This is a genomic window from Weissella sp. ESL1156 (assembly GCF_058505625.1).
Map to the genome: position 1 here is coordinate 686,674 of NZ_CP196372.1, position 22,231 is coordinate 708,904.

Here is a 22,231-nt window from a genome sequence, read left to right on the forward strand (position 1 = left end):
AAGCGATTTTAAACTGATTTAAAAAACTCAAAAAATTACGCGGTGTATTTTTTCGGCTCAATTTAATTGATTAATATCAATTGAAATGAATTTAAAAATTTACAATTATGATTCAGTTTTCAAAGAACTAATAAGCAACCGTTTGGTTGCGATGGAGAATATCGGGATCGAACCGATGACCTCCTGCTTGCAAAGCAGGCGCTCTCCCAGCTGAGCTAATTCCCCATATTTGAATGTTAACCACTCAAAACTAAATATCGTTTCGTTGACTGTGTAGGTTTCCGATTTTCCTTAGAAAGGAGGTGATCCAGCCGCAGGTTCTCCTACGGCTACCTTGTTACGACTTCACCCTAATCATCTGTCCCACCTTAGACGGCTGGCTCCTAAAAGGTTACCCCACCGGCTTTGGGTGTTACAAACTCTCATGGTGTGACGGGCGGTGTGTACAAGACCCGGGAACGTATTCACCGCGGCGTGCTGATCCGCGATTACTAGCGATTCCGACTTCATGTAGGCGAGTTGCAGCCTACAATCCGAACTGAGACATACTTTAAGAGATTAGCGCACCCTCGCGGGTTGGCGACTCGTTGTATATGCCATTGTAGCACGTGTGTAGCCCAGGTCATAAGGGGCATGATGATTTGACGTCATCCCCACCTTCCTCCGGTTTGTCACCGGCAGTCTCACTAGAGTGCCCAACTGAATGCTGGCAACTAATAATAAGGGTTGCGCTCGTTGCGGGACTTAACCCAACATCTCACGACACGAGCTGACGACAACCATGCACCACCTGTCACCTTGTCCCCGAAGGGAACGTCCTATTTCTAGGATTAGCAAGGGATGTCAAGACCTGGTAAGGTTCTTCGCGTTGCTTCGAATTAAACCACATGCTCCACCGCTTGTGCGGGTCCCCGTCAATTCCTTTGAGTTTCAACCTTGCGGTCGTACTCCCCAGGCGGAGTGCTTAATGCGTTAGCTACGACACTCAAGGGCGGAAACCTTCGAACATCTAGCACTCATCGTTTACGGTGTGGACTACCAGGGTATCTAATCCTGTTTGCTACCCACACTTTCGAGCCTCAACGTCAGTTACAGTCCAGAAAGCCGCCTTCGCCACTGGTGTTCTTCCATATATCTACGCATTTCACCGCTACACATGGAGTTCCACTTTCCTCTACTGCACTCAAGTCATCCAGTTTCCAAAGCCATTCCTCAGTTGAGCTGAGGGCTTTCACTTCAGACTTAAATAACCGTCTGCGCTCGCTTTACGCCCAATAAATCCGGATAACGCTTGGAACATACGTATTACCGCGGCTGCTGGCACGTATTTAGCCGTTCCTTTCTGGTAAGATACCGTCACACACTGAACAGTTACTCTCAGTGCCGTTCTTCTCTTATAACAGTGTTTTACGAGCCGAAACCCTTCATCACACACGCGGCGTTGCTCCATCAGGCTTGCGCCCATTGTGGAAGATTCCCTACTGCTGCCTCCCGTAGGAGTATGGGCCGTGTCTCAGTCCCATTGTGGCCGATCAGTCTCTCAACTCGGCTATGCATCATGGCCTTGGTAAGCCTTTACCTTACCAACTAGCTAATGCACCGCGGGTCCATCTCTTAGTGATAGCAGAACCATCTTTCAACCAACAACCATGCGGTTGTTGGTATTATACGGTATTAGCACTTGTTTCCAAATGTTATCCCCTGCTAAGAGGTAGGTTACCCACGTGTTACTCACCCGTTCGCCACTCTTTGTCAGATAAAATCAAATCTGAGCAAGCTCGTCATTTCATTTAAAAACAAAGCGTTCGACTTGCATGTATTAGGCACGCCGCCAGCGTTCATCCTGAGCCAGGATCAAACTCTCATTTTAAAAGTTTGAGTATCACTCAATTGTTGTTATTTGTTTAACAGAAGTTAAACGAATTTATTAGCGAATTGACTTCGCAAATGTTTTTGTATCAGGCAAATTGCTTGATGACCGTACACATTTGTTTCATCGAAACGATATTCAGTTTTCAATGATCAACATCACATCAACAAAGATGTTAAGCGGACGACGGGAATCGAACCCGCATTCCCAGCTTGGAAGGCTGGAGCACTAGCCATTGTACTACATCCGCAAAGCGCTTATTTATCAGCAACAATGTATATAGTACACATATCACTAAATAAAGTCAACACTTTTATCACGCAACTAGTATCACTTCTAATAAAGAATAAATGCTATCAGTACTAATGATGGATAAACATTGCATCCCCAAAACTAAAGAAACGATATTTTTCTGCCACAGCATGCTTATAAGCATTCAAAATATTATCACGACCAGTAAATGCGGCAACCAACATCACTAATGTTGATTTAGGTAAATGAAAATTCGTAATAAATGCATCAACAACCCGCCATTCAAAACCTGGTTTAATAAATATATCTGTCCAGCCAGAATCAGCATGTAATTCACCATCAAACTTTGCACCAATGGTTTCAAGTGTTCGAATTGATGTGGTCCCTGTCGCAACAACACGACCGCCATTTGCACGTACTTCGTTCAACGTTTGTGCTGCTTCCTCACTTAATTGATAAAATTCGGAGTGCATCTTATGATCATCAATATTATCCTCCTCGACTGGTCTAAAAGTTCCTAAACCAACATGGAGCGTCAATTCTACTAACTTGATACCCTTATCAGCTACTTTTTGTAACAATTCTGGTGTCCAATGTAAGCCGGCAGTCGGTGCAGCTGCAGAACCATTAACTTTTGAATAAACCGTTTGATAACGTTCTTGATCTTCAAGTTTCTCTTTAATGTAAGGAGGTAATGGCATTTCTCCAAGTTCTTCTAAAATTTCTAAAAAAATACCATCATAATGAAAAGCAATCATTCGACCACCATGTTCGAGTTCCTCAATAACTTCAGCTGTTAATTTACCATCTCCGAAAACAATTTTCTGTCCAACCGGATATTTACGAGCTGGTTTAACCAACGTCTCCCAAACATCACCATGATCTTGACGCAATAGCAATACTTCAACGTGTCCGCCTGTTTCAGGACGTACACCGTATAATCTTGCTGGTAAAACACGCGAATTATTCATCACCAAAGCATCCCCTGGATTTAAATAATCAATAATGTCATAAAAATGACGATCATGCATTTCACCTGTATCAGCATTCAATTCCAATAAACGAGAGCCATCTCGGTTTTCCAATGGTGTTTGTGCAATTAATTCATGTGGTAAATTATAATCAAAATCGTTCAAACTATTGTATGTTTCCGTCATTTATTATACTCCTAACTACTTTTTATCAGGTAAAGGCAAGTGTAAATGTTCATATGCTGCTAATGTGACAACTCGTCCTCGCGGTGTACGTTGTAAAAAACCAATTTGTAACAAATAAGGTTCGTACACTGATTCAATGGTATCAACTTCTTCACCTATATTTGCTGCAATTGTATTGACGCCAACGGGTCCACCTTGATAAAAATTAATCATCGTTTCTAAAATTTTATGATCAACTTCATCCAGGCCCTGACTATCTATTTGTAATAATGCTAATGAAAAATTGACCATTTCATCATTAATCGTTTGCAAGCCTTTAACCGTTGTAAAATCACGAACACGTCTTAACAAACGATTCGCAATTCTAGGCGTCCCTCGAGAACGCCTTGCTAATTCAAATGCGCCTTCGTCAGCAATTTCAATATTAAAAATATTAGCCGATCGCTTAATAATCGTTGCTAATTCCTCCGCTGTATAATACGCCATATGCTCAACGATGCCAAAACGATCCCGTAAAGGTTGCGATAACATACCGGCTCGTGTGGTCGCACCAATTAGCGTAAACGGTGGTAACGGAAAATGGATGGGATGAGCAGTTGGACCCTCACCAGCGATGATATCTACATAAAAATCTTCCATAGCTGAATAAAGCATTTCTTCAACTTGTTTTGGCATTCGGTGTATTTCATCGATAAATAAAACATCACCAGGTGCTAATTCATTTAATAACACTAATAAATCGCCTGATTTTTCTATAGCTGGTCCAGAGGTCGTTCGTAATCCAACACCCATCTCATTAGCCACAACCATCGCTAAAGTTGTTTTCCCTAATCCAGGAGGCCCATAAAGTAACATATGGTCTAACGGTTCCGAACGTTGCTTTGCTGCTTCAATATAAACATGTAATCTTTGTTTTAAGTCTTCTTGACCAATATATTGTTGCAATGTACTAGGACGTAGTGTTTGCTCTATTGACTGTTCACCAGTGTCAGTATTCATATCATGTAAAACATCCTCTGCCATCTAATCTCCTCCAATCTATTGCAGTAATTTCAAACCAGCGCTCACATATGCCGCAGTCGTTAGATTTTCTTTCTTTGATAGTGCCTTCTCCACACGTTTAATCTCTTTTTTTGCATAGCCCAACGCTTCAAGGGCTAGCAGTGCATCCACTAATGCTGGATTTGTTAAATCTGTTTGTATAGGCTTAGGATCACTGGTTGGCGCTGTTAAATCTGTCAATTTATTTTGTAAATCTAAAATAATTTGCTGTGCTGTTTTCTTACCAATGCCTGGAAATTTGGTCAAAAAGGCAACATCATTTTGCATAATCGCATTTACTAACCCAGTATGATCACTGTTGGCTAAGATTGCTAACGCTGATTTTGGACCAATTCCTGAAACATTTAACAATTTTTGAAACAAGTTCTTATCGGCTTTATCCAAAAAACCATACAATGATTGATCATTATCACGAATAATCTGTTCAACATAAACTGTCATTGTGCTATTCAATGCAAATGCATATGGATTAGCGACTAAGACACGATAACCAATACCCTGTATATCAACAACAATATAGGTTGGTAAAATTGCTGTAATTGTCCCCTTTAGATATTCGTACATATTTATCTCCCATTCTCTAAATCACTTTTCTATTATAACAGAAAAAATTAACTCATCTGATAATCCCGCAATGACAATATGTGATTTTTTTTACAATAAAATTCACAATTTATTCATATTTCGGCTTTATGATAACCATATCGACTTAAAGATAGGTTGTGAGTAAGCCTACACTCATAACTTGGTCGTTTCGTCACCCACATGGCGAAGAATTTTTACTTTCCTAGTAAATCTACTCAATTAACATATCTCTTATTAAACCTACAACAAGAAGGGGCTGGTTCTAACCAGTTCTTTTTTGTTGTCTTTTAGTTTCTTTTAAAGCATGACACTATCCTAATAGATTTATAACGTGCACGAATATTATAAAACGAGTAAAATGAGTACTTATAAAAACAAATTAGTGGGAGACAAATATGTTAAAACAAAAATTGTCAGAATTACCGACTTGGCAACGCAATCTTTTCGTCCTTTGGTTCGGTGTATTCATGACTGGCATTGGTTTTAGTGAAGTCATGCCCTTTTTGTCCCTATATGTGGATACCTTGGGAGATTTCACAAAAAATCAATTAACTTTTTATAGTGGGTTGGCATTTTCAATCACATTTTTGATGACAGCTATTATTTCACCATTTTGGGGGAAATTAGCTGATAGCCGCGGTCGTAAACTTATGTTGTTAAGAGCTTCATTAGGTATGGCTATTGTCTTCTTCTTTATGGGCGCTGCACAAAATATTTGGCAACTTGTATTTTTACGTGCATTACAAGGTTTATTTGGTGGTTTTATCTCAAATGCTAACGCCATGATTGCCACACAAACCCCAAAAGAACAATCAGGTTATGCTTTAGGCATGCTGGTGACTGGTGTCACAGGTGGTCAACTACTAGGTCCTTTTATTGGTGGTGTTTTAGCATCAATTGTTAGTTACCGAATTTCCTTCATTATCACTGGTGTTATTTTTGTTCTTGTATTTATTCTTGTCTTTACATTAGTCAAAGAAGAATTTACACCCATTACTCGTGGTAAGTCACCCACCCGTAAAGAAATTTTCAAACAATTAAAATACCCCAAACTAACAATAGGTCTTTTTTTAACAACTTTCATTATTCAAATTGTCAATCAGTCGATTGGTCCTATTGTCGCTCTCTTTGTTCGCGAATTAAACCATGGTGCTGGTAGTACGACTCTATGGGCTGGTGTTGTTGCAGCTATGCCAGGTATTGCAACCATGCTAGCAGCACCAAGATTTGGCCAACTTGGTGATCGAATCGGTACCCATCGTATTATGCTAATTGGTTTTATTTTGGCTTTTGTTTTTATGCTACCAACCGGTTTCGTAACCGCTGTCTGGCAATTAGCTGTCTTACGTTTTATGATCGGTATCTCAGATGCAACAATGTTACCGGCTGTACAAACGCTCTTAACTAAGACCACACCAACACAAATTACATCACGTATCTTTGCCTATAATCAATCGTTCCAATCACTTGGGTCTGTCGTTGGACCAGTTATGGGAACTGTTGTTTCGATGTTCTTTGATTATCGTGGTATCTTTATTGCCAGTGCTTTACTAATCGTTCTCAATGCTGGTCTATTCTTTTATCGCACGAAATCATTAAAAAACGATGATTCACTTAATCTGTAAAAAAACTCAATATCGCCTCCAAGATGTCCAAAATTGACATTGTATGTGAGACGATATTGAGTTTTTTTAATCGATATTAATGCGTCTAATCACATGATATAGCGTTAACAAGGCAAATTGTAAAGCACCAAATGACACAACAAAAACAAAGCTATGCATTGAAATTGAGGCAATAAATAACGTCAATACTTTGTGTGGATTGCTAATAATTTCCCACGAATTTATTCGTAAAAATCGACCTAAATAGATACCATATGCAGATAAAATGGACAACACAATGTAAAAAATAACTGTCCAAATAGCAGATAATTTTTTACAATATATCTTTGCAATGGTATGTGCTGCAGATAAACCAAATAACAACCCCATTAAAACACCCACTGCTAAGATAGCATAATTAAAAAACTGGGTTTCTGTCATCAAACCTGTCCCAATCGATGATAAATGACTAAAATCAGTTACCATGTACATGGCATTTGGGAAAAAGGCCAACCACACAATGGATAATATTATTTGTAACAGACGATGCCCCTGTAACTTTCGAATGACTATTGCTAAGTCAAACGGAATCAATGCTAAAAATAAATTCCAAATTAAAAAATTATAATTAGTTGGTACTAACCAAATAACGATTACCAAACAAATCGCAATTAAATGTACCCGTAAAATATCTTTTTTCATTTTTCTTCCAATACGATATGACTCATGAATTCAAAAGTAATTTTACATTGCTCCAACTAAATGCACCTTAAAATAAACTTATTTCAAAGTTTCCGTACGTGCATTAACAGTTTGCTGATATGGTATTTCATACCAATTAACTTCACCCACCGTGATTTTAATTTGACCTGCCATTTCGTTTATCACTGCTTGTTGAAATAACGCCATTTTATCATCAGCAACAGCTGTTTTAATTGTCACAGCTGTTCCATAGCTTGTATCAATGATCTGATATTGCTGTTGTTCTAACCAATATTTTAAAGGTTCGTATTGTTTATACGTTATTTGTAAATTAACCTCATGCCGTTGAATTCGTTCAATTAAGCCACTTGCTTCAACGCCACCAACAACCGTTCCTGCATAGGCTCTGACCAAACCACCGGCGCCTAGTTTTATCCCCCTAAAGTAACGTGTCACCACCACAGCGACATCACGAACTGCGTTATTTTTTAAGACCTCTAACATTGGTACACCAGCTGTACCAGCAGGTTCACCATTATCTGAATAACGCTGAATTTCATTTCGATTTCCTAAAATATAGGCCCAGACATTATGAGTTGCTTTATGATGCATTTGACTAACGTCTGCAATAAATTGCTGCGCTTCTTGTTCGTTTGATACGCGCGCTATATTCACAATAAACCGTGATTTTTTAATCACTTGTTCCCAGGTTACTTGTTTCTCTGCAATGGTAATGTATCTACCCAACTCACTAACATGTTCAACTTGGTTACCTGCCACGATACTTTCTCCTTTTCAATAATTTATAAAATATTAGTAGTTGAAAATAACAAAAAGGTCATTAACCTAACCATTTAGAATTGGTAGATTAACGGCCTTGCTGTAACAATTTAAAAATTGTTAATTATTCTTCATACTCAAATTGGAAATCCAAAATTTGGACAATGTCACCATTTTTGGCACCCGCCGTATACAACGCCTCATCAACACCCATAAATCTAATTTGTCGGGCAAAGCGCATTAATGATTCTGTATAATTGGTATTTGTCCGCTTAAATAAACGTTCAATTTCGTTACCAGACAATATCCAAACACCATCTTCATCTCTTGTTAGCTCAAATGGTTGTTCCCGATTTTCAAACTCATAGTTAACTTGTTCATCATCTGTATCTACCATGCCCTTTGGTACGAAGATAGGCGTTTCATCAAGTAAATCAGCTGTCCGACGTAATAACGGTTCCAGTCCTTCACGTGATAATGATGAAATTGGCATAATTTCAATATCATCTGGTACATGAACATCTTTGTGTAATTGTTCTTTAAACATATCAAGAGCTGTTTGTGCATCTGGCATATCCATCTTTGTTGGTACAATAATTTGTGGTCGTTCAAGCAGTGCTGGATCATACGCTGCTAATTCTTGATTGATTTTTAAATAATTATCATAAGGATCTTGTTCAGGATCAACACCTGACATATCAATCATGTGTAATATGACACGTGTTCGCTCAACGTGACGTAAAAATTGAATTCCTAAACCAACACCTTCAGACGCACCTTCAATAAGTCCTGGTAAATCAGCCATTACAAAATCACGGCCATCTTCTAAACGGACCATACCCAGATTCGGCACTAAAGTCGTAAAATGATATGCTGCAACTTTAGGCTTTGCTGCAGTGACAACTGATAACAGTGTTGACTTGCCAACAGATGGGAAACCTACAAGCCCTACATCTGCCAATACACGAAGCTCCAAAGCAATATCCAATTCCTCACCAGGCTCACCATTTTCAGCAATTTCTGGTGCTGGATTTTTTGATGAAGCAAAGCGAATATTACCACGGCCACCACGACCACCTTTAGCAATGACCAACCGCTGTCCCTTTTCAGTTAAATCACCAATCACTTGACCAGTTTCAGCATTCGTAATCGTTGTCCCCTGTGGCACTCTAATAATTAAATCTTCCGCAGACTTACCAGTCATTCCTTTGGTTGCACCATTACCACCAACTTTTGCCTTGAAATGACGCTTATAACGGAAATCCATCAAAGTACGTAGCCCTTCATCAACAACCATGACAACTGAACCACCGTGACCGCCGTCACCACCAAACGGTCCACCCATATTAATATATTTTTCATGACGAAATGACACCGCGCCATCGCCACCTTTTCCTGCTTTTACAAAAATTTTTACTTGGTCGACAAACGCCATCGTTTATGACCTCACTTTCTTTATAGCTTTACTCTAGCCAACTGTAGACTGTCGAATTACATTTTACAGCACTTTCTAATGTTTGACTACCATTACTCATCATGATGTTGCATTGCTGCCAATGAAATCTTAATATTGTTTGCAACTTTTTCAGATATCCCCAGTTGTTTTAATTCTGTAATCGACGCTTGTGCCATCTTACTCATTGACCCATATTTCGATAATAATTTTTGTCTTGTTTTCGGACCAACACCAGCAATGCCATCTAAACGTGAACCTAATGAACTTTTTGAATGCAACTGACGGTGAAAAGTAATGACAAAACGATGCACTTCATCTTGAATTCGCTGTAGCAAATAAAACCCTTGTGAATTGGGATCTAAATGTACATGAGTTGCACCTTCTTCTTGTAACAAATCAGCAGTTTTATGTTGTTCATTCTTAACCATTGCTGCTACCGGAATGTTCAATCCTAATTCATCTTCAATAACTTCTTTTGCTGCATTTAATTGGATGACACCGCCATCCATTAAAATAAGATCTGGTAGTTCACCGTGCTCTTTTAGTAATCGCGAGTAACGTCGTCGAATAACTTCCATAGTCTCTGCTCGCTCATCCGCATGTGCAACTGTTTTATTTTTGTATTTACGATATTTATTCTTATTTGGTAGACCATCTTCAAAAACAACCATTGCAGATACCATATCCGCTCCCTGTAAATGAGAATGATCAAATGCCTCAATACGATGAATTTTTGGAATGGCTAAAGCATCAGCTATCTCTTGCATTGCCCCACTTGTTTTGGATTCATTCATCTCTAATAATCGAAATTTTTCACCTAAAACAATTTTGGCATTTTTACCTGCCAATTCTAGTAATGCCTTTTTTTCACCCCGTTGTGGTGTCCGCACAGGTATTTGCAAAACTTCAGCAATTACTTTTTTATCAACACCACTAGGCACTAAAATCTCTTTTGGCAATACTGCATTTCGCCGATTATAAAATTGTAAGATAAAACTTGTTAATTCTTCTTCAGCTGACGCAACAATCGCAAATAACCGTTTTTCACGTTTCATTAAACGTGCTTGTCTAATAAAGAAAACCTGAACAGATAACCAGCCTTTATCCATATAGAAATTGAATATATCACGAGGTGTACCATCACGTGATATAATTTTTTGCTTTTCAACAGTTGCTTCAATAAACTTTAACTGATCCCGTAAATCTGCGGCTCGTTCATAAGCCATGTTTGCGGCAGCTTCATTCATTTTTTTCTGAAGCATTTTTATCACAGCTTTTGTATCACCATCTAAAAATCGTTTAATCTTTTTGATCTGTGCATCATACGTTGCAACCGGTACTTCCTGATAGCAAGCCCCTAAGCATTGACCAATATTTGCGTACAGACAAGGTCGCCCTTGATAACCATGACAACGACGCAAAGGGTATACTTTTTGTAAAAAATGTAATGTCTCCTGTGCCGCATAAACGTTAGGATAAGGACCAAAATAATGTCCACCATCATCTACAACTTCATTGGCTAATAAAATCTGTGGATCTCGTTCTGCCGTAATTTTAATGTACGGATAACCTGTGCCCCGCTTTAAACGAATATTGTAATAGGGTTGATATTTTTGTATTAAGGTAATTTCTAATAATAAGGATTCCTTTTCCGAACTTGTCACAATAAAATCAAAATCTGCAATATTTTCTACTAACTGAGCTGTTTTTCCTGTATGCTCGCTCTTAAAATAAGAACGCACTCTATTTTTTAAATTTTTGGCTTTACCAACATAAATAATCTTGCCGTTCTTATCTTTCATTTGATAAGAACCTGGTAAATCTGGCAGTAAAGCCAATTTTTGTTCAATATGTTCTGATGCCATCAATACGCCTTTCTTAACTCTTAGCTGACAATCGATGTCTGTCTAATGACATTTGGTCGTTTAACCATACTTTAACAAAACATGCTATAATAATGCTAATTATTAATTAGGAGGTCCTTTACATGCCATTACAAACAAAAAGAAATGACGAATTATCTCGTCAAATTGACGAAGTGTTTGACATTCCTGATTTGAAAGATAAAGACAAAGATCGTTTTCTTGGAAAAAGTAACAGTGCAAAAAATAACAAGTAATTTTATAAATGACTAGTACAAAAATATTGTCCTAGGTGAAAACGAATCGTCAATTGACCATCTAAAATAGTCAATTGACGATCTTTTTATATCTAAAAGAACTAAAAATATACTTGATAATAGCCATAAGAGACGTGAATTATAAATCTGCTACTGTTCACATTTTTCCTAATCACCTATACATCATAACAACCTCATGCTACTTTCACAATAGCATGAGGTTGTCACCCTTATTAGTCTTCAAATTTTTTTTTACTGAATAGTCCCTTAAGGCTCAACAATGCAGCTTTCGTAATATTACCATCAGTGTAAGTAAGGACATTTTGCTTATAAACACGTAATCCATACTTCGCTAAAAATACCAATACAACTAATTCCAATCCCAATGCAATCAATGCATCAGTTAAGTTTGCGTATTGCAAACCTAAACGTGCAGGCATCAACGTTTGTGAGATGAAGGGTACATAAGACAAAATATTAATTAGCATATTATGTGGTTGACCTTCCAATATAAAAGTTAGGATATAGCCAATCATTGCAACATAAGTGATTGGTGATACGGCCTGTTGTACTTGACTCAAATCGTTAATCATTGCCGCAATAATAGCTGTTAAAATCATATACAAGAAAATACCCACGATTGCTAATAAGCCAGCCATTATTGCAAAATTAACATCAACACCCGTTAACATTTTTTCGGTTGTCTTTAAGTATTTATTATCTGGCATAAATAGTGCCACACCGCCTGCTGCAATAATGTACACCAAACCGTGTGTCACTGCCAGTGCAGCCACACCCAATAATTTGCCAAAAAATTGAACGCCTGGTGAAGTAACTGCCAGAAGAATTTCCATTATTCGTGATGACTTTTCATTAGCAATTTCTTGTGCAATTATGCCAACATAGGCTGTTAGGAAAATAAAAATAAAAATTCCCAAACCAGCTGCTAGCATGCTATTTGCCATATTTGACGACGACCCACCAGCAGCAGATTTACCATTATGGCTATAGATAGTTGACTGAAATTTTGATGGTTGGACTAAGCGTTGCAATTGCGCTGTACTTAAATTTAATTTGGCAGCTTGCATCACCATTTGATACTGATTTAGATTTGTTTTCAAAGCATCCTCAGATAAAGATTCCGCATTGGCTGACATTGTCAAATGATAGTGGTCATTATTTGACGTTAAATAACCGTCAATTTTGTCATTTTTTAATAATTGTTTCGCTTCCTTTTCCGTTGTCAAATTTTTATATTTCGCACCAACAGACTTATCTTTTTTCAAGTAGGTTGCTAACGTCGTATTATGAACAACAGCTACGGTTGGATTTTCATGACTTTGTGTTGCATTCATGATAAACACAATACCTGCAATGACCAACAGAATAATGATTGGTGCTAAAACAACTGACCAAAAGCCAAATGTTTTTAAGCGATTTAAATAAGTTTGACGCGCAACTAAAAATAATTGATGATTATTCATTTGATTCACCTCCAATTACCTCACGTCGAAAAATTTCATCTAATGTTGGAGGCTGTTGGGCAAAAACCGGCACGTATCCATCTTGAGCAACCAATTTAAACACATCCTTGCCAACTTCTTCTCGAGCCAACTTTAATTGCCGTCCATGTCCTGTTTTCTTTAATGTAACAACACCTGGAATCGCCAATAAATCATGATCACTAACTGTTGACTCTATATAAAGCTCACTACGTCCAAATGACTCTCTAATTTTAGTCAGATTACCACTTAAAACTGTTTTCCCATGTTTAAGCATCAATAATTCATCTGACAATTTTTCAACACCACTCATGTTATGTGAACTAAAAATAATCATTGCACCGTTTTGCTTCAAACGTAAAATTTCATTCATCATTAATTGTGCATTAACGGGATCGAGTCCTGTGAATGGTTCATCTAAAATTAACAATGATGGTTCTGTAATGACAGTTGCGATGAGTTGTACCTTTTGTGCATTTCCTTTCGAAAGACTTTGTACTTTGTCTGAAGTCTTTCCAACTACATCAAGTTGTTTCATCCAATATTTTAATTTTTCTTTCGCTTCACTTTTGACCATGCCGTGTAATTCGGCAAAATAAAGAACTTGCTGCTCAATGGTTAATTTTTGATATAATCCTCGTTCTTCTGGTAAAAAACCAATATTTTGTTTATCTCGACTTGTGATGTTATGACCATCCCACAAGATTGTCCCTTCAGTTGGCTTGATAAAGTCCAACATCATACGAAATGTTGTCGTTTTACCAGCACCATTTTGACCGATTAAACCAACAACGTGTCCTGGTATTAATGTCATATTCATATGGTCTACAGCGACTTTGTCACCAAATTTTTTTATTAAATTCTTCAATTCAATCATTAACCAACCTCCTTTGTTTCATTGCCCTTTTTTATTTATCAGTCGCTAATGTTGATAGAATAACATATTTCAAGCGATAATATGGTCATCTAATGCAAATGCCTCTTCGGTGCAATACTTTATTAAAAAAGTCGGAAATTTCCAAATAAACAGGAAACTCCGACAATCATCCAGTAAAGACCCTCAAGCTAATCTTTTTCTATCACCATTACTGTTACTGTGCATTTTTCTTAAAACGATCCATCATTTCTGGTGTAAACTTTAATTCACGTGGCTTTGACCCATTTGCAGGTCCGATTAAACCACGGTCTTCTAGTGAATCAATGATCCGACCAGCTCGATTATAACCCATACCAAAATGACGTTGTATAGATGAGGTTGAGGCACCGCCTGCTCTGAGAATAAACTCTAACACGTCATCCCATTTTTCATCTAATTCATCAGCGCCAGAATGACTACCATTTTCTAAGGCTTGTACTTCATCATCAGACACTGACATTGACTCATCATATTGTGCACTACCTTGTTGTTTAATAAAATCAGTAATCGCTGCCACATCATCATCCGAAATAAACGCTCCTTGAACACGTTGCGGACCATTAGAACCAATTGGTGAAAATAACATATCACCACGACCTAATAGTTTTTCAGCACCATTACTGTCTAAAATTGTTCGTGAATCAACCCCTGAAGAAACAGCAAAAGCCATCCGTGAAGGCACATTCGCTTTAATTAATCCTGTAATGATATCAACTGACGGCCGTTGCGTGGCGACAATCATATGAATACCCGCTGCACGACCAAGTTGTGCAATACGTACAATGGCATTCTCAACATCTCCAGACACAGAAGACGTCATCATCAAATCAGCCAACTCATCAATGATAACAACCAAATAAGGCATTTTTTGTGACACCACACCCTTATCTGTTTCATCACGTTTAGCAACTAACTTATTATAACCGTCAATATTTCGAACACCTTCTTCTGCCAATAATTTAAAGCGGCGATCCATCTCAGCAACCACTTTTTTCAAGCCTAAAGCTGCCTTTTTAGGATCTGAAACAACTGGTGTAATTAAGTGTGGAATGTCATTATAAACTGATAATTCAACTTTTTTCGGATCCACTAACATCAATCTAACTTGCGATGGTTTCGCCTGTAACAAAATAGAAGCTAAAATACCATTAATTGCAACTGATTTTCCAGATCCAGTTGACCCAGCAATTAACAAATGTGGCATTTTTGTTAAATCAACTTTAACAACACCACTTGTGACACCACGACCAATAGGTACAACAAGTGGTTTTTCGGTATCAATTCCTGCTTCTTCAACCATATCTCTGAACCCAACAGTGGCTTGTTGATCGTTTGCAACTTCAATACCAACCACATTTTTACCTGGTATTGGCGCTTCAATACGTAACGATTTTGCTGCTAAAGCAAGTGCCAAATCATCAGCCAAATTTTGAATTTTAGAAACTTTGACACCCACTGCTGGCTTAATTTCGTATTGCGTAACTGTTGGCCCTAATACTACCTTTTCAACAGTCGCATTAATTTTAAAGCTCTGCAATGTTTGATGTAAAATTCTAGCTTTTTCACTAAGGGCATCACGTTCCTGCGACTGATCAGTTGAACCAATATGTTGCAACAATTGTGTCGTTGGTAACTGATAATGCTTATCCTCAACAATCGTACCCAAACCACTTGCATCAACATCTGGCGTTGGTTCTGTCATTGTTGACGGTATGACATGCTTATTTGCATGGTGATTCGCTTGCTGGTCAACCACTTGTGACGGTTGATCAAGAATGTCAACGTGTGATAACGGCACATCTTGACCTGGCAATAGTTCATCATCAGGCAAGTCTTCTCCATAAATAACTGGTGCAACTGGATCATCCGATTGGATAACTTGTTTTGAATCAAATGTTGGCGTATCCGTTTTTGTTACTTTTACAGACTGATTTTTATTTATATCTGCTTGCTTTTGCTGCATCAATTCAGGATCAACTGCCATCGTTGCTTGTTGTTCATGTTGTGATGTCGGCGCAACAATTTCAGGCACAACAAACTTCGTTGCTTCATCGTCCGAATCTTCATTAGTTGACATGTTGTTTGAATTTAATTTATCAAAATTAATTTCACCTGATGATGATGCTTCTGGCACTGGCTTTTTTTTATGCCCTTGATGTGGTCCAAACGGATCTTCATTAAAAAAATCGTGCATTGCTTCTTGCTGACGATCTTTTTGTTTCGTACGAAATGTGTTAATCGATTCCGTTACCTTTTCATGTGCTGTTGTTGCTTGCGTTTGCACAAGATCACCTGCACCAGCAGCAAATGTGAAGAAATTATCAAAGATACTACGCAATGATAATTTAAACATCACACCGATACCAGTAATTAATAAAATAATGGCAATGAACCATGAACCAAAATTACTCATTGAAAGGTAGGTATATTGATAAAGTACTGCGCCAATGATACCACCACCAACTGGTGTCGTCACTGCATGATTATTTAAATCTTGATTGATCAATTGTTGAATTGTTGCAACATAATCACTATGCAAATTCATTTTATTAAACAATAATATGGAACCAATTAGCATAATTCCTAAATAAAATAGGACAAAACCTAAATAGTGATGCCATTTCAAGCGAGGTGGCCATGTACCATATGCCATAACAACTAGAAACGGTAGCAATAAGACAACTAGTAAAAGCTGATACGAACCACCGACAAGTAAGCGAACCAAATTCGCCACCATTTTCCCAATTAGACCAACTTTGGCAATTGCTAAAACAGATAAAATAACGGCAATCAATCCTGAAATTTGCGGTAACCGCGAAATAAACCAATCTAGAGTTTCATTACTTTGTTTGCGCTTACGACTTGTTGTTTTCCGTGATCGTCTTTTTACTGGTTGTTTTCTAGTGGTTGTTTTTTTATATGCCATATGAACCTCCTTTCTTAAATACTAATTTCTGCAACTATTTTAGTTTATCGTAATCATACGCATGCGTGAGGTCAAGATTAGGAAAATTCTGTTGACGCAATACTTCATAAATAATAATTGCGGCCGTATTTGATAAGTTTAATGAACGAATGTGTTCGTCGTTCTGTGGAATTCTTAATGCTTGATCTGGATGTTCCTTCATAAATGGCTCTGGTAACCCAGTTGTTTCTTTACCAAAAAGGAAATAATAATCATGGTCAGTATTCGTATAATCGGCTTGATGATATGATTTCTTTGCAAATTTTGAGATCAAAAATAATTCATCAGTCTCCTTCAAGGTTGCCATAAATGCTGGTAGATTTTTGTGAACAGTAATATCCACGTTATCCCAGTAATCCAAGCCCGCTCGTTTCACATGCTTATCATCCAATTTAAAACCTAATGGCTCAATTAAATCTAGCTTTGCATTTGTACCTGTTGCAGTTCTCGCAATATTACCTGTATTAGCTGGCATTAATGGCTCAAATAATACAATATGATTCGTACTCATAAATTTACTTCTCCTTCTATGGTTATCTTTTAACCAATACGCGTTTAATGCATACAAAAGTAAGTATAGCACGGACTGTTCGTCACTTGTGCTATACTCAACAAAATTTATTAATGTTTTAAATCTACTCAGTTTCATTAAATAAGTTTGAATTTGCTTGCCACCAACTATAGAACCGGTAAATCAACACTTTTAAGATTGCATAACCTGGTACACCAAAAATGACACCTAGCACACCAAAAATATTACCTGCTGATAAAAGTACGACCAAAACAGTGACCGGGTGAATTTTTAATGACGACCCTAACAATTTTGGAGAAATAATTCGTCCCTCTAACGTTTGCTCAATCATAAAAACAATTAATACTGAAATTAGCATGACTGGTGACACAAAAATACCAACAACGATTGCTGGTACCATTGCTAAAAACGATCCTATAAATGGAATGACGTTTAAAATACCAGCTACAATAGCAATTAACCAACCATACGGCAAACCAATAATTGTATAACCAATCGCAAACATAACCATCACTGCAAATGCAACTGAAATTTGACCACGAATATAATTTGAAATTTGCCGACTAATTTCTTTTAACGTTGCTAAAAATGAATTTCTTGCTTTAACTGGTAAAAATTTTGCCACATAATTTGGCATTTGATGACCATCTTTAAGCAAATAGAATAGAACAAATGGAAAAGTAATTATCGCAATAATAACGCTGGTAACAGTGCCCACGACTGATGAGACACCGTGTAACCCTTTTTTCGCATATTCAGCTGAATAATCTTTTAACCAGCTGGATACTTCATCATTCGTATTATTAAACCATTTGTTTACCATATTAAATTGCTTATTAGATGTCAACTGGTCAACCATTTTAACAATTTTTTCCCAATAAATTGGCCATTGATCAACTAGACTAACAATTTGATTACTAATCCAAGGAATAAACACCGCTAATCCCCAAATAATTAGAAGAGCCAAGACAATAAATTGAAGCGAAATCGTGACAATTCTTGGTGCATTAAACCGTCGTTCCGCCCAATCTACCATTGGATTCAGCAAGAAATAGAAGACACCAGCAATAATAATGGGGGCACCAACTGCACGAAATAACTGTGCAATGGGATTAAATACAAAAGACACCTTATGCAACATAAAAATAATGATCAATAGTAATAAAATCATTAACATTGCTGACACAATTTTATTATCTAGTAACCAACGTTGAAAAATTGATTGATTCGTCTGTTTTTCTTTCATACTTTGCTCCTTTACAGTTTTTTACTTGGTTACTTATAAAAAAAGCACCCTTGGACATCATATAAAAGATATGCAGACCATAAAGGGTGTTTATAGATTCACATTTAGTAACAACAAACTTGTTTAAATAAATAGTACTCTGATTGCTTCTGGTACTTCAAAGTCTTTTTGGACAAGTACCAACTGACCAGTTTCACTATCACGTGAATAAACAGAAACATTATCTGTGTTTTGATTAGCTGCAATTAAAAAGTTTTCCTCTGGATTTAATGCAAAATCGCGTGGAAAATCACCTTCAGTTGAAATCCATTGTATATGTTCAACAGCTGACCCGTTTTCTTTAACAGCAAATACGGCAATTGAATTATGACCACGATTTGACGTATAAATAAAACGACCATCTTTTGAAACATAAATTGCAGCACCACCATTATGTGTATCCCAATCGTCTGGAATCATTGATACTGTTTGTAACAGAGTCATTGAGCCATCTTCATGGTATTCTAACACCGATAACTTTGATGACAACTCTCCTAATAGGTAGGCATACTTGCCATCTGGGCTGAATCGGATATGGCGAGGTCCAAAACCAGCTTCAGTATTAAATGTGGCAACTAACGTTAACTTACCTTCATCTGATACATCAAAAGTCAGTACTTTATCAGCACCTAAATCTACAACCACAACTCGGTTATCTGGTGTTAAATTACTAAAATGAACATGTGTGCTATCTTGCTCAGGGCGTGGCCCATTACCTTCTGACTGGTACGTATCTGTTAATCTTAAATTACCATTATCTTCAATGGCATAAACATCTATCGTTCCCTTGTGATAATTACCCGTGTAAACTAACTGACGAGCCTCATCCACTGATACATACGCTGGTGCAGCGCCTTCACTTAAAATCTCTTGTTGCTTGGTCGCATTGCCATTAGCATAATCATAAACAGCCAGACCGCCCTCGCCATTTCCTTTATCAACTGCATAAAGTTTGTTTGCCTTGCTTAATGCTAAATAAGTTGGTGAGCCAAGCTCTGCCACCAAGTGTGCATTAGACAATTGTCCTAATTCGGTATCAAAATCTGCTGCATAAATTCCCTTTGAGACACGCTTTGTATAGGTTCCAAATAAAATGTGTTCTAATGCCATTAATTTGCTCGCTTTCTTACTTAAATTGTATTTTAAATCGCTTACATTATATCACATTTTGAATATCTAATTCAGTACTTATCACCACAATTAAAACGCTCATTTTTTAAAATAAATCATGATGACTGAGAAACCATAAATTAATGCCCCTCATTGATTAAACATAACGTCTATTCGTATCCAAAAAGGACCGTTAATCAAGCACACCATAGAATGCTTGATTAACGGTCCTTATCCCTGTTCAGAAAATTAATTTGACTTCACATCTAATGCCATAAAATTAGCAATTTTATCTGCTTCTTCAGATACTAATTGTAACGTTGCCAGGCGATTACGCTTGATTGCATCATCTTCAACCATAACCATTGTTTGATCAAAATAATCAGCAATTGCAGGTTGTAATGCTAACAGCGCTGATAACATATTATCGGTTGACAATGTGTCATTTAATAATACTGATATGGCATCGTATAATTGCTTTTCAGCATCATTTTCAAACAAGTTGGTATCCACGACTGCATCAGTTGGATTTTTTGTTGTCAAACGCATAACACGTGTTAATGATTCAACACCAGCACGGAAGTTGGCATCTTCGGCATGTGCCAACAACGTGTGTGCTGAATCAAACATTTGTGTTGTATCTGTCAATTTACCAGTTGTGACAGCATTGATTACATCATAACGCACCTCATCTGTTTGCATGGCTTTCACCACACGGTCAGTTAAAAATGCAACAACATCAGAAACAACTGATGTCAAATTGTGAGCAACTTCTTGTGGTAAGCCATCGTCATTATCATCCTTCATAATTTGGTCAATAAAGGCATGCAAAATAGTATCAATGGTTAAATGCCACTCATTGGCGTGTAGAATATTGACAACACCTGAAGCAGCACGACGCAACGCATATGGATCATTTGACCCAGAAGGCATCATGTTACCAGCAAAGAATGATAACAAACTATCTAACTTATCAGCTAAAGCCAGTATTTTACCCAAAATAGACTCAGGTAATTCACCTTCGGCTGAAACTGGCATGTAATGTTCTCGAATTGCTTGGGCAACTGCTGGTTCTTCTCCAAATAGCAAAGCATACTTTTCACCCATGACACCTTGTAATTCATCGAATTCACCAACCATACCAGTCATCAAATCAAATTTATAGATATTAGCTGCTCTGTTTAGCTGTTCATGTTGTTTAGTAGTCAATGAAAACTGTTGTCCAATAATCGCTGCCAAAACTTGCACTCGTTTTGTATGACTTGCAACAGAACCTAATTTTGCGTGGAATGATACCACTTGTAATTTATCATTGTAGAAGTCAATCGTGTGCTTTTGGTCTTCATGATAGAAGAATTTTGCATCTTCCAAACGAGCAACCAAAACCTTTTCATTACCAGCAATGACATTATCCAAATGTTCTGCATTACCATTACGGACAGAAACAAAATATGGCAATAATGCACCTGCTTCATCAACCACATGGAAAAAACGTTGGTGTTCACGCATTGAAGTGATCAATACTTCATCTGGTAATTCCAAATATTCCGGATCAAAACTGCCGACAAACGCCGTTGGGTATTCAACAATATTATTAACCTCTTCCAACAAATCAGCATCTTTAACAACTTGCCAATGATTTTCTGCTGCAAGCATATTTATTTGAGCCACAATCTTAGCTTTACGTGCCTCAGCATCTGCTTGTACAAACACCTTTGTTAAATCATCTGCATAATCAGTCGCAGTAGCAATCTCAACCGGCTGACCTAAGAAACGGTGGCCGCGGGTTTCGCGACCTGACTTAACATCTAAAATGTCAAATGGCACAACGACATCATCTAACAATGCAACAATCCAACGAATGGGACGTACATACTCAAACGTATGGCGAGCCCACTTCATCGTAGTCGTAAAAGTCATACTCGTCACAACATCTTTGATGCCTGTTAGTACTTCAGCAGCTGGTTTACCAGCCTCAAACTTTGTCACGTAAATGTAATCATTTCCTTTAAACTCTTTAAAAGTAATATCATCCGTTGTCAATCCCTGCCCACGAACAAAACCTTGCGCGGCACGTGAATAATTACCTTCTTTATCAAAAGCAGCTTTTTTCGCTGGTCCCTTCACTTCTTGTGTTAAATCATCCGCTTTGTCAGCAACTTCGGAAATTAAGATAGCAAGACGACGTGGTGTTGAGAAAGGCTTAATATCACCATATTGTAAGCGATTATCTTTCATAAAAGCTGCTGTACGAGTCACTAACTGATTAATCGACGGTGTCACTAAATGTGCCGGCATTTCTTCCAAACCAATTTCTAATAAAAAGTTTGCCAT

General features: G+C 37.6%; 16 protein-coding genes, 2 tRNA genes and 1 rRNA gene. 2 read left to right on the forward strand and 17 right to left on the reverse strand.

Annotated elements, in window-relative coordinates; genetic code table 11:
- Positions 1-152 precede the first annotated feature (152 nt).
- From ACSKY2_RS03415 to ruvA, 6 genes are all read right to left on the reverse strand, one after another.
- Positions 153-225, reverse strand: a tRNA-Ala gene (locus tag ACSKY2_RS03415).
- Between the two features lie 70 nt (positions 226-295).
- A 16S ribosomal RNA gene (locus tag ACSKY2_RS03420) occupies positions 296-1,870 on the reverse strand.
- Positions 1,871-2,048: 178 nt separating this feature from the next.
- A tRNA-Gly gene (locus ACSKY2_RS03425) sits at positions 2,049-2,120 on the reverse strand.
- A 112-nt stretch (positions 2,121-2,232) separates the two neighbouring features.
- Positions 2,233-3,279 (reverse strand): tRNA preQ1(34) S-adenosylmethionine ribosyltransferase-isomerase QueA, encoded by a 1,047-nt coding sequence (gene queA / locus ACSKY2_RS03430; protein WP_489878149.1) that lies wholly within the window; start codon positions 3,277-3,279, stop codon positions 2,233-2,235.
- A 15-nt stretch (positions 3,280-3,294) separates the two neighbouring features.
- Complete coding sequence (gene ruvB / locus ACSKY2_RS03435; protein WP_489878150.1) at positions 3,295-4,302, reverse strand: Holliday junction branch migration DNA helicase RuvB; 1,008 nt, start codon at positions 4,300-4,302, stop codon at positions 3,295-3,297.
- A gap of 15 nt (positions 4,303-4,317) precedes the next feature.
- Positions 4,318-4,905: a Holliday junction branch migration protein RuvA gene (gene ruvA / locus ACSKY2_RS03440; protein ID WP_489878151.1), complete on the reverse strand. Its 588-nt coding sequence runs from the start codon at positions 4,903-4,905 to the stop codon at positions 4,318-4,320.
- A 416-nt stretch (positions 4,906-5,321) separates the two neighbouring features.
- On the opposite strand from ruvA, the gene ACSKY2_RS03445 reads away from it, so the two are divergent.
- Entirely contained in the window at positions 5,322-6,551 is a 1,230-nt protein-coding gene (locus ACSKY2_RS03445) for a multidrug efflux MFS transporter (protein WP_489878152.1), read from the forward strand.
- Between the two features lie 66 nt (positions 6,552-6,617).
- Here the strand turns inward: ACSKY2_RS03445 and ACSKY2_RS03450 are convergent, their stop codons facing one another.
- The 4 genes from ACSKY2_RS03450 to uvrC form a co-directional block, all read right to left on the reverse strand.
- Entirely contained in the window at positions 6,618-7,232 is a 615-nt protein-coding gene (locus ACSKY2_RS03450; protein ID WP_489878153.1) for a DUF1361 domain-containing protein, read from the reverse strand.
- A gap of 78 nt (positions 7,233-7,310) precedes the next feature.
- On the reverse strand, positions 7,311-8,012 hold the full coding sequence (locus ACSKY2_RS03455; protein ID WP_489878154.1) for a YigZ family protein: 702 nt from the start codon (positions 8,010-8,012) through the stop codon (positions 7,311-7,313).
- A 124-nt stretch (positions 8,013-8,136) separates the two neighbouring features.
- Positions 8,137-9,447, reverse strand: coding sequence for a GTPase ObgE (gene obgE / locus ACSKY2_RS03460; protein WP_489878155.1), 1,311 nt, complete (start codon positions 9,445-9,447; stop codon positions 8,137-8,139).
- Positions 9,448-9,539: 92 nt separating this feature from the next.
- A complete protein-coding gene (uvrC, locus tag ACSKY2_RS03465) occupies positions 9,540-11,333 on the reverse strand; it encodes an excinuclease ABC subunit UvrC (protein WP_489841100.1) in 1,794 nt (597 codons plus the stop codon).
- A gap of 122 nt (positions 11,334-11,455) precedes the next feature.
- Between uvrC and ACSKY2_RS03470 the strand changes: the two genes are divergently transcribed.
- Positions 11,456-11,587 carry a hypothetical protein gene (locus tag ACSKY2_RS03470; RefSeq protein ID WP_489841099.1) on the forward strand — a complete coding sequence of 44 codons (132 nt, stop codon included), beginning with the start codon at positions 11,456-11,458 and terminating at the stop codon, positions 11,585-11,587.
- Positions 11,588-11,820: 233 nt separating this feature from the next.
- Here the strand turns inward: ACSKY2_RS03470 and ACSKY2_RS03475 are convergent, their stop codons facing one another.
- The 7 genes from ACSKY2_RS03475 to glyS all read right to left on the reverse strand — a co-directional run bounded on the left by ACSKY2_RS03475 (position 11,821) and on the right by glyS (position 22,231).
- The gene (locus ACSKY2_RS03475) at positions 11,821-13,071 is read right to left on the reverse strand and encodes an ABC transporter permease (protein WP_489878156.1); all 1,251 of its coding nucleotides are present in this window, start codon (positions 13,069-13,071) and stop codon (positions 11,821-11,823) included.
- Positions 13,064-13,966, reverse strand: coding sequence for an ABC transporter ATP-binding protein (locus tag ACSKY2_RS03480; RefSeq protein ID WP_489878157.1), 903 nt, complete (start codon positions 13,964-13,966; stop codon positions 13,064-13,066). The genes ACSKY2_RS03475 and ACSKY2_RS03480 overlap by 8 nt, the downstream gene beginning before the upstream one ends.
- 214 nt (positions 13,967-14,180) lie before the next feature.
- Positions 14,181-16,931: a DNA translocase FtsK gene (locus ACSKY2_RS03485; protein WP_489878158.1), complete on the reverse strand. Its 2,751-nt coding sequence runs from the start codon at positions 16,929-16,931 to the stop codon at positions 14,181-14,183.
- A gap of 34 nt (positions 16,932-16,965) precedes the next feature.
- A complete protein-coding gene (locus tag ACSKY2_RS03490) occupies positions 16,966-17,481 on the reverse strand; it encodes a tRNA (cytidine(34)-2'-O)-methyltransferase (protein WP_489878159.1) in 516 nt (171 codons plus the stop codon).
- Between the two features lie 124 nt (positions 17,482-17,605).
- Complete coding sequence (locus ACSKY2_RS03495) at positions 17,606-18,748, reverse strand: AI-2E family transporter (protein WP_489878160.1); 1,143 nt, start codon at positions 18,746-18,748, stop codon at positions 17,606-17,608.
- 123 nt (positions 18,749-18,871) lie between these two features.
- Positions 18,872-19,897 carry a lactonase family protein gene (locus tag ACSKY2_RS03500; RefSeq protein WP_489878161.1) on the reverse strand — a complete coding sequence of 342 codons (1,026 nt, stop codon included), beginning with the start codon at positions 19,895-19,897 and terminating at the stop codon, positions 18,872-18,874.
- A 249-nt stretch (positions 19,898-20,146) separates the two neighbouring features.
- Positions 20,147-22,231 carry a glycine--tRNA ligase subunit beta gene (glyS, locus tag ACSKY2_RS03505; protein WP_489878162.1) on the reverse strand — a complete coding sequence of 695 codons (2,085 nt, stop codon included), beginning with the start codon at positions 22,229-22,231 and terminating at the stop codon, positions 20,147-20,149.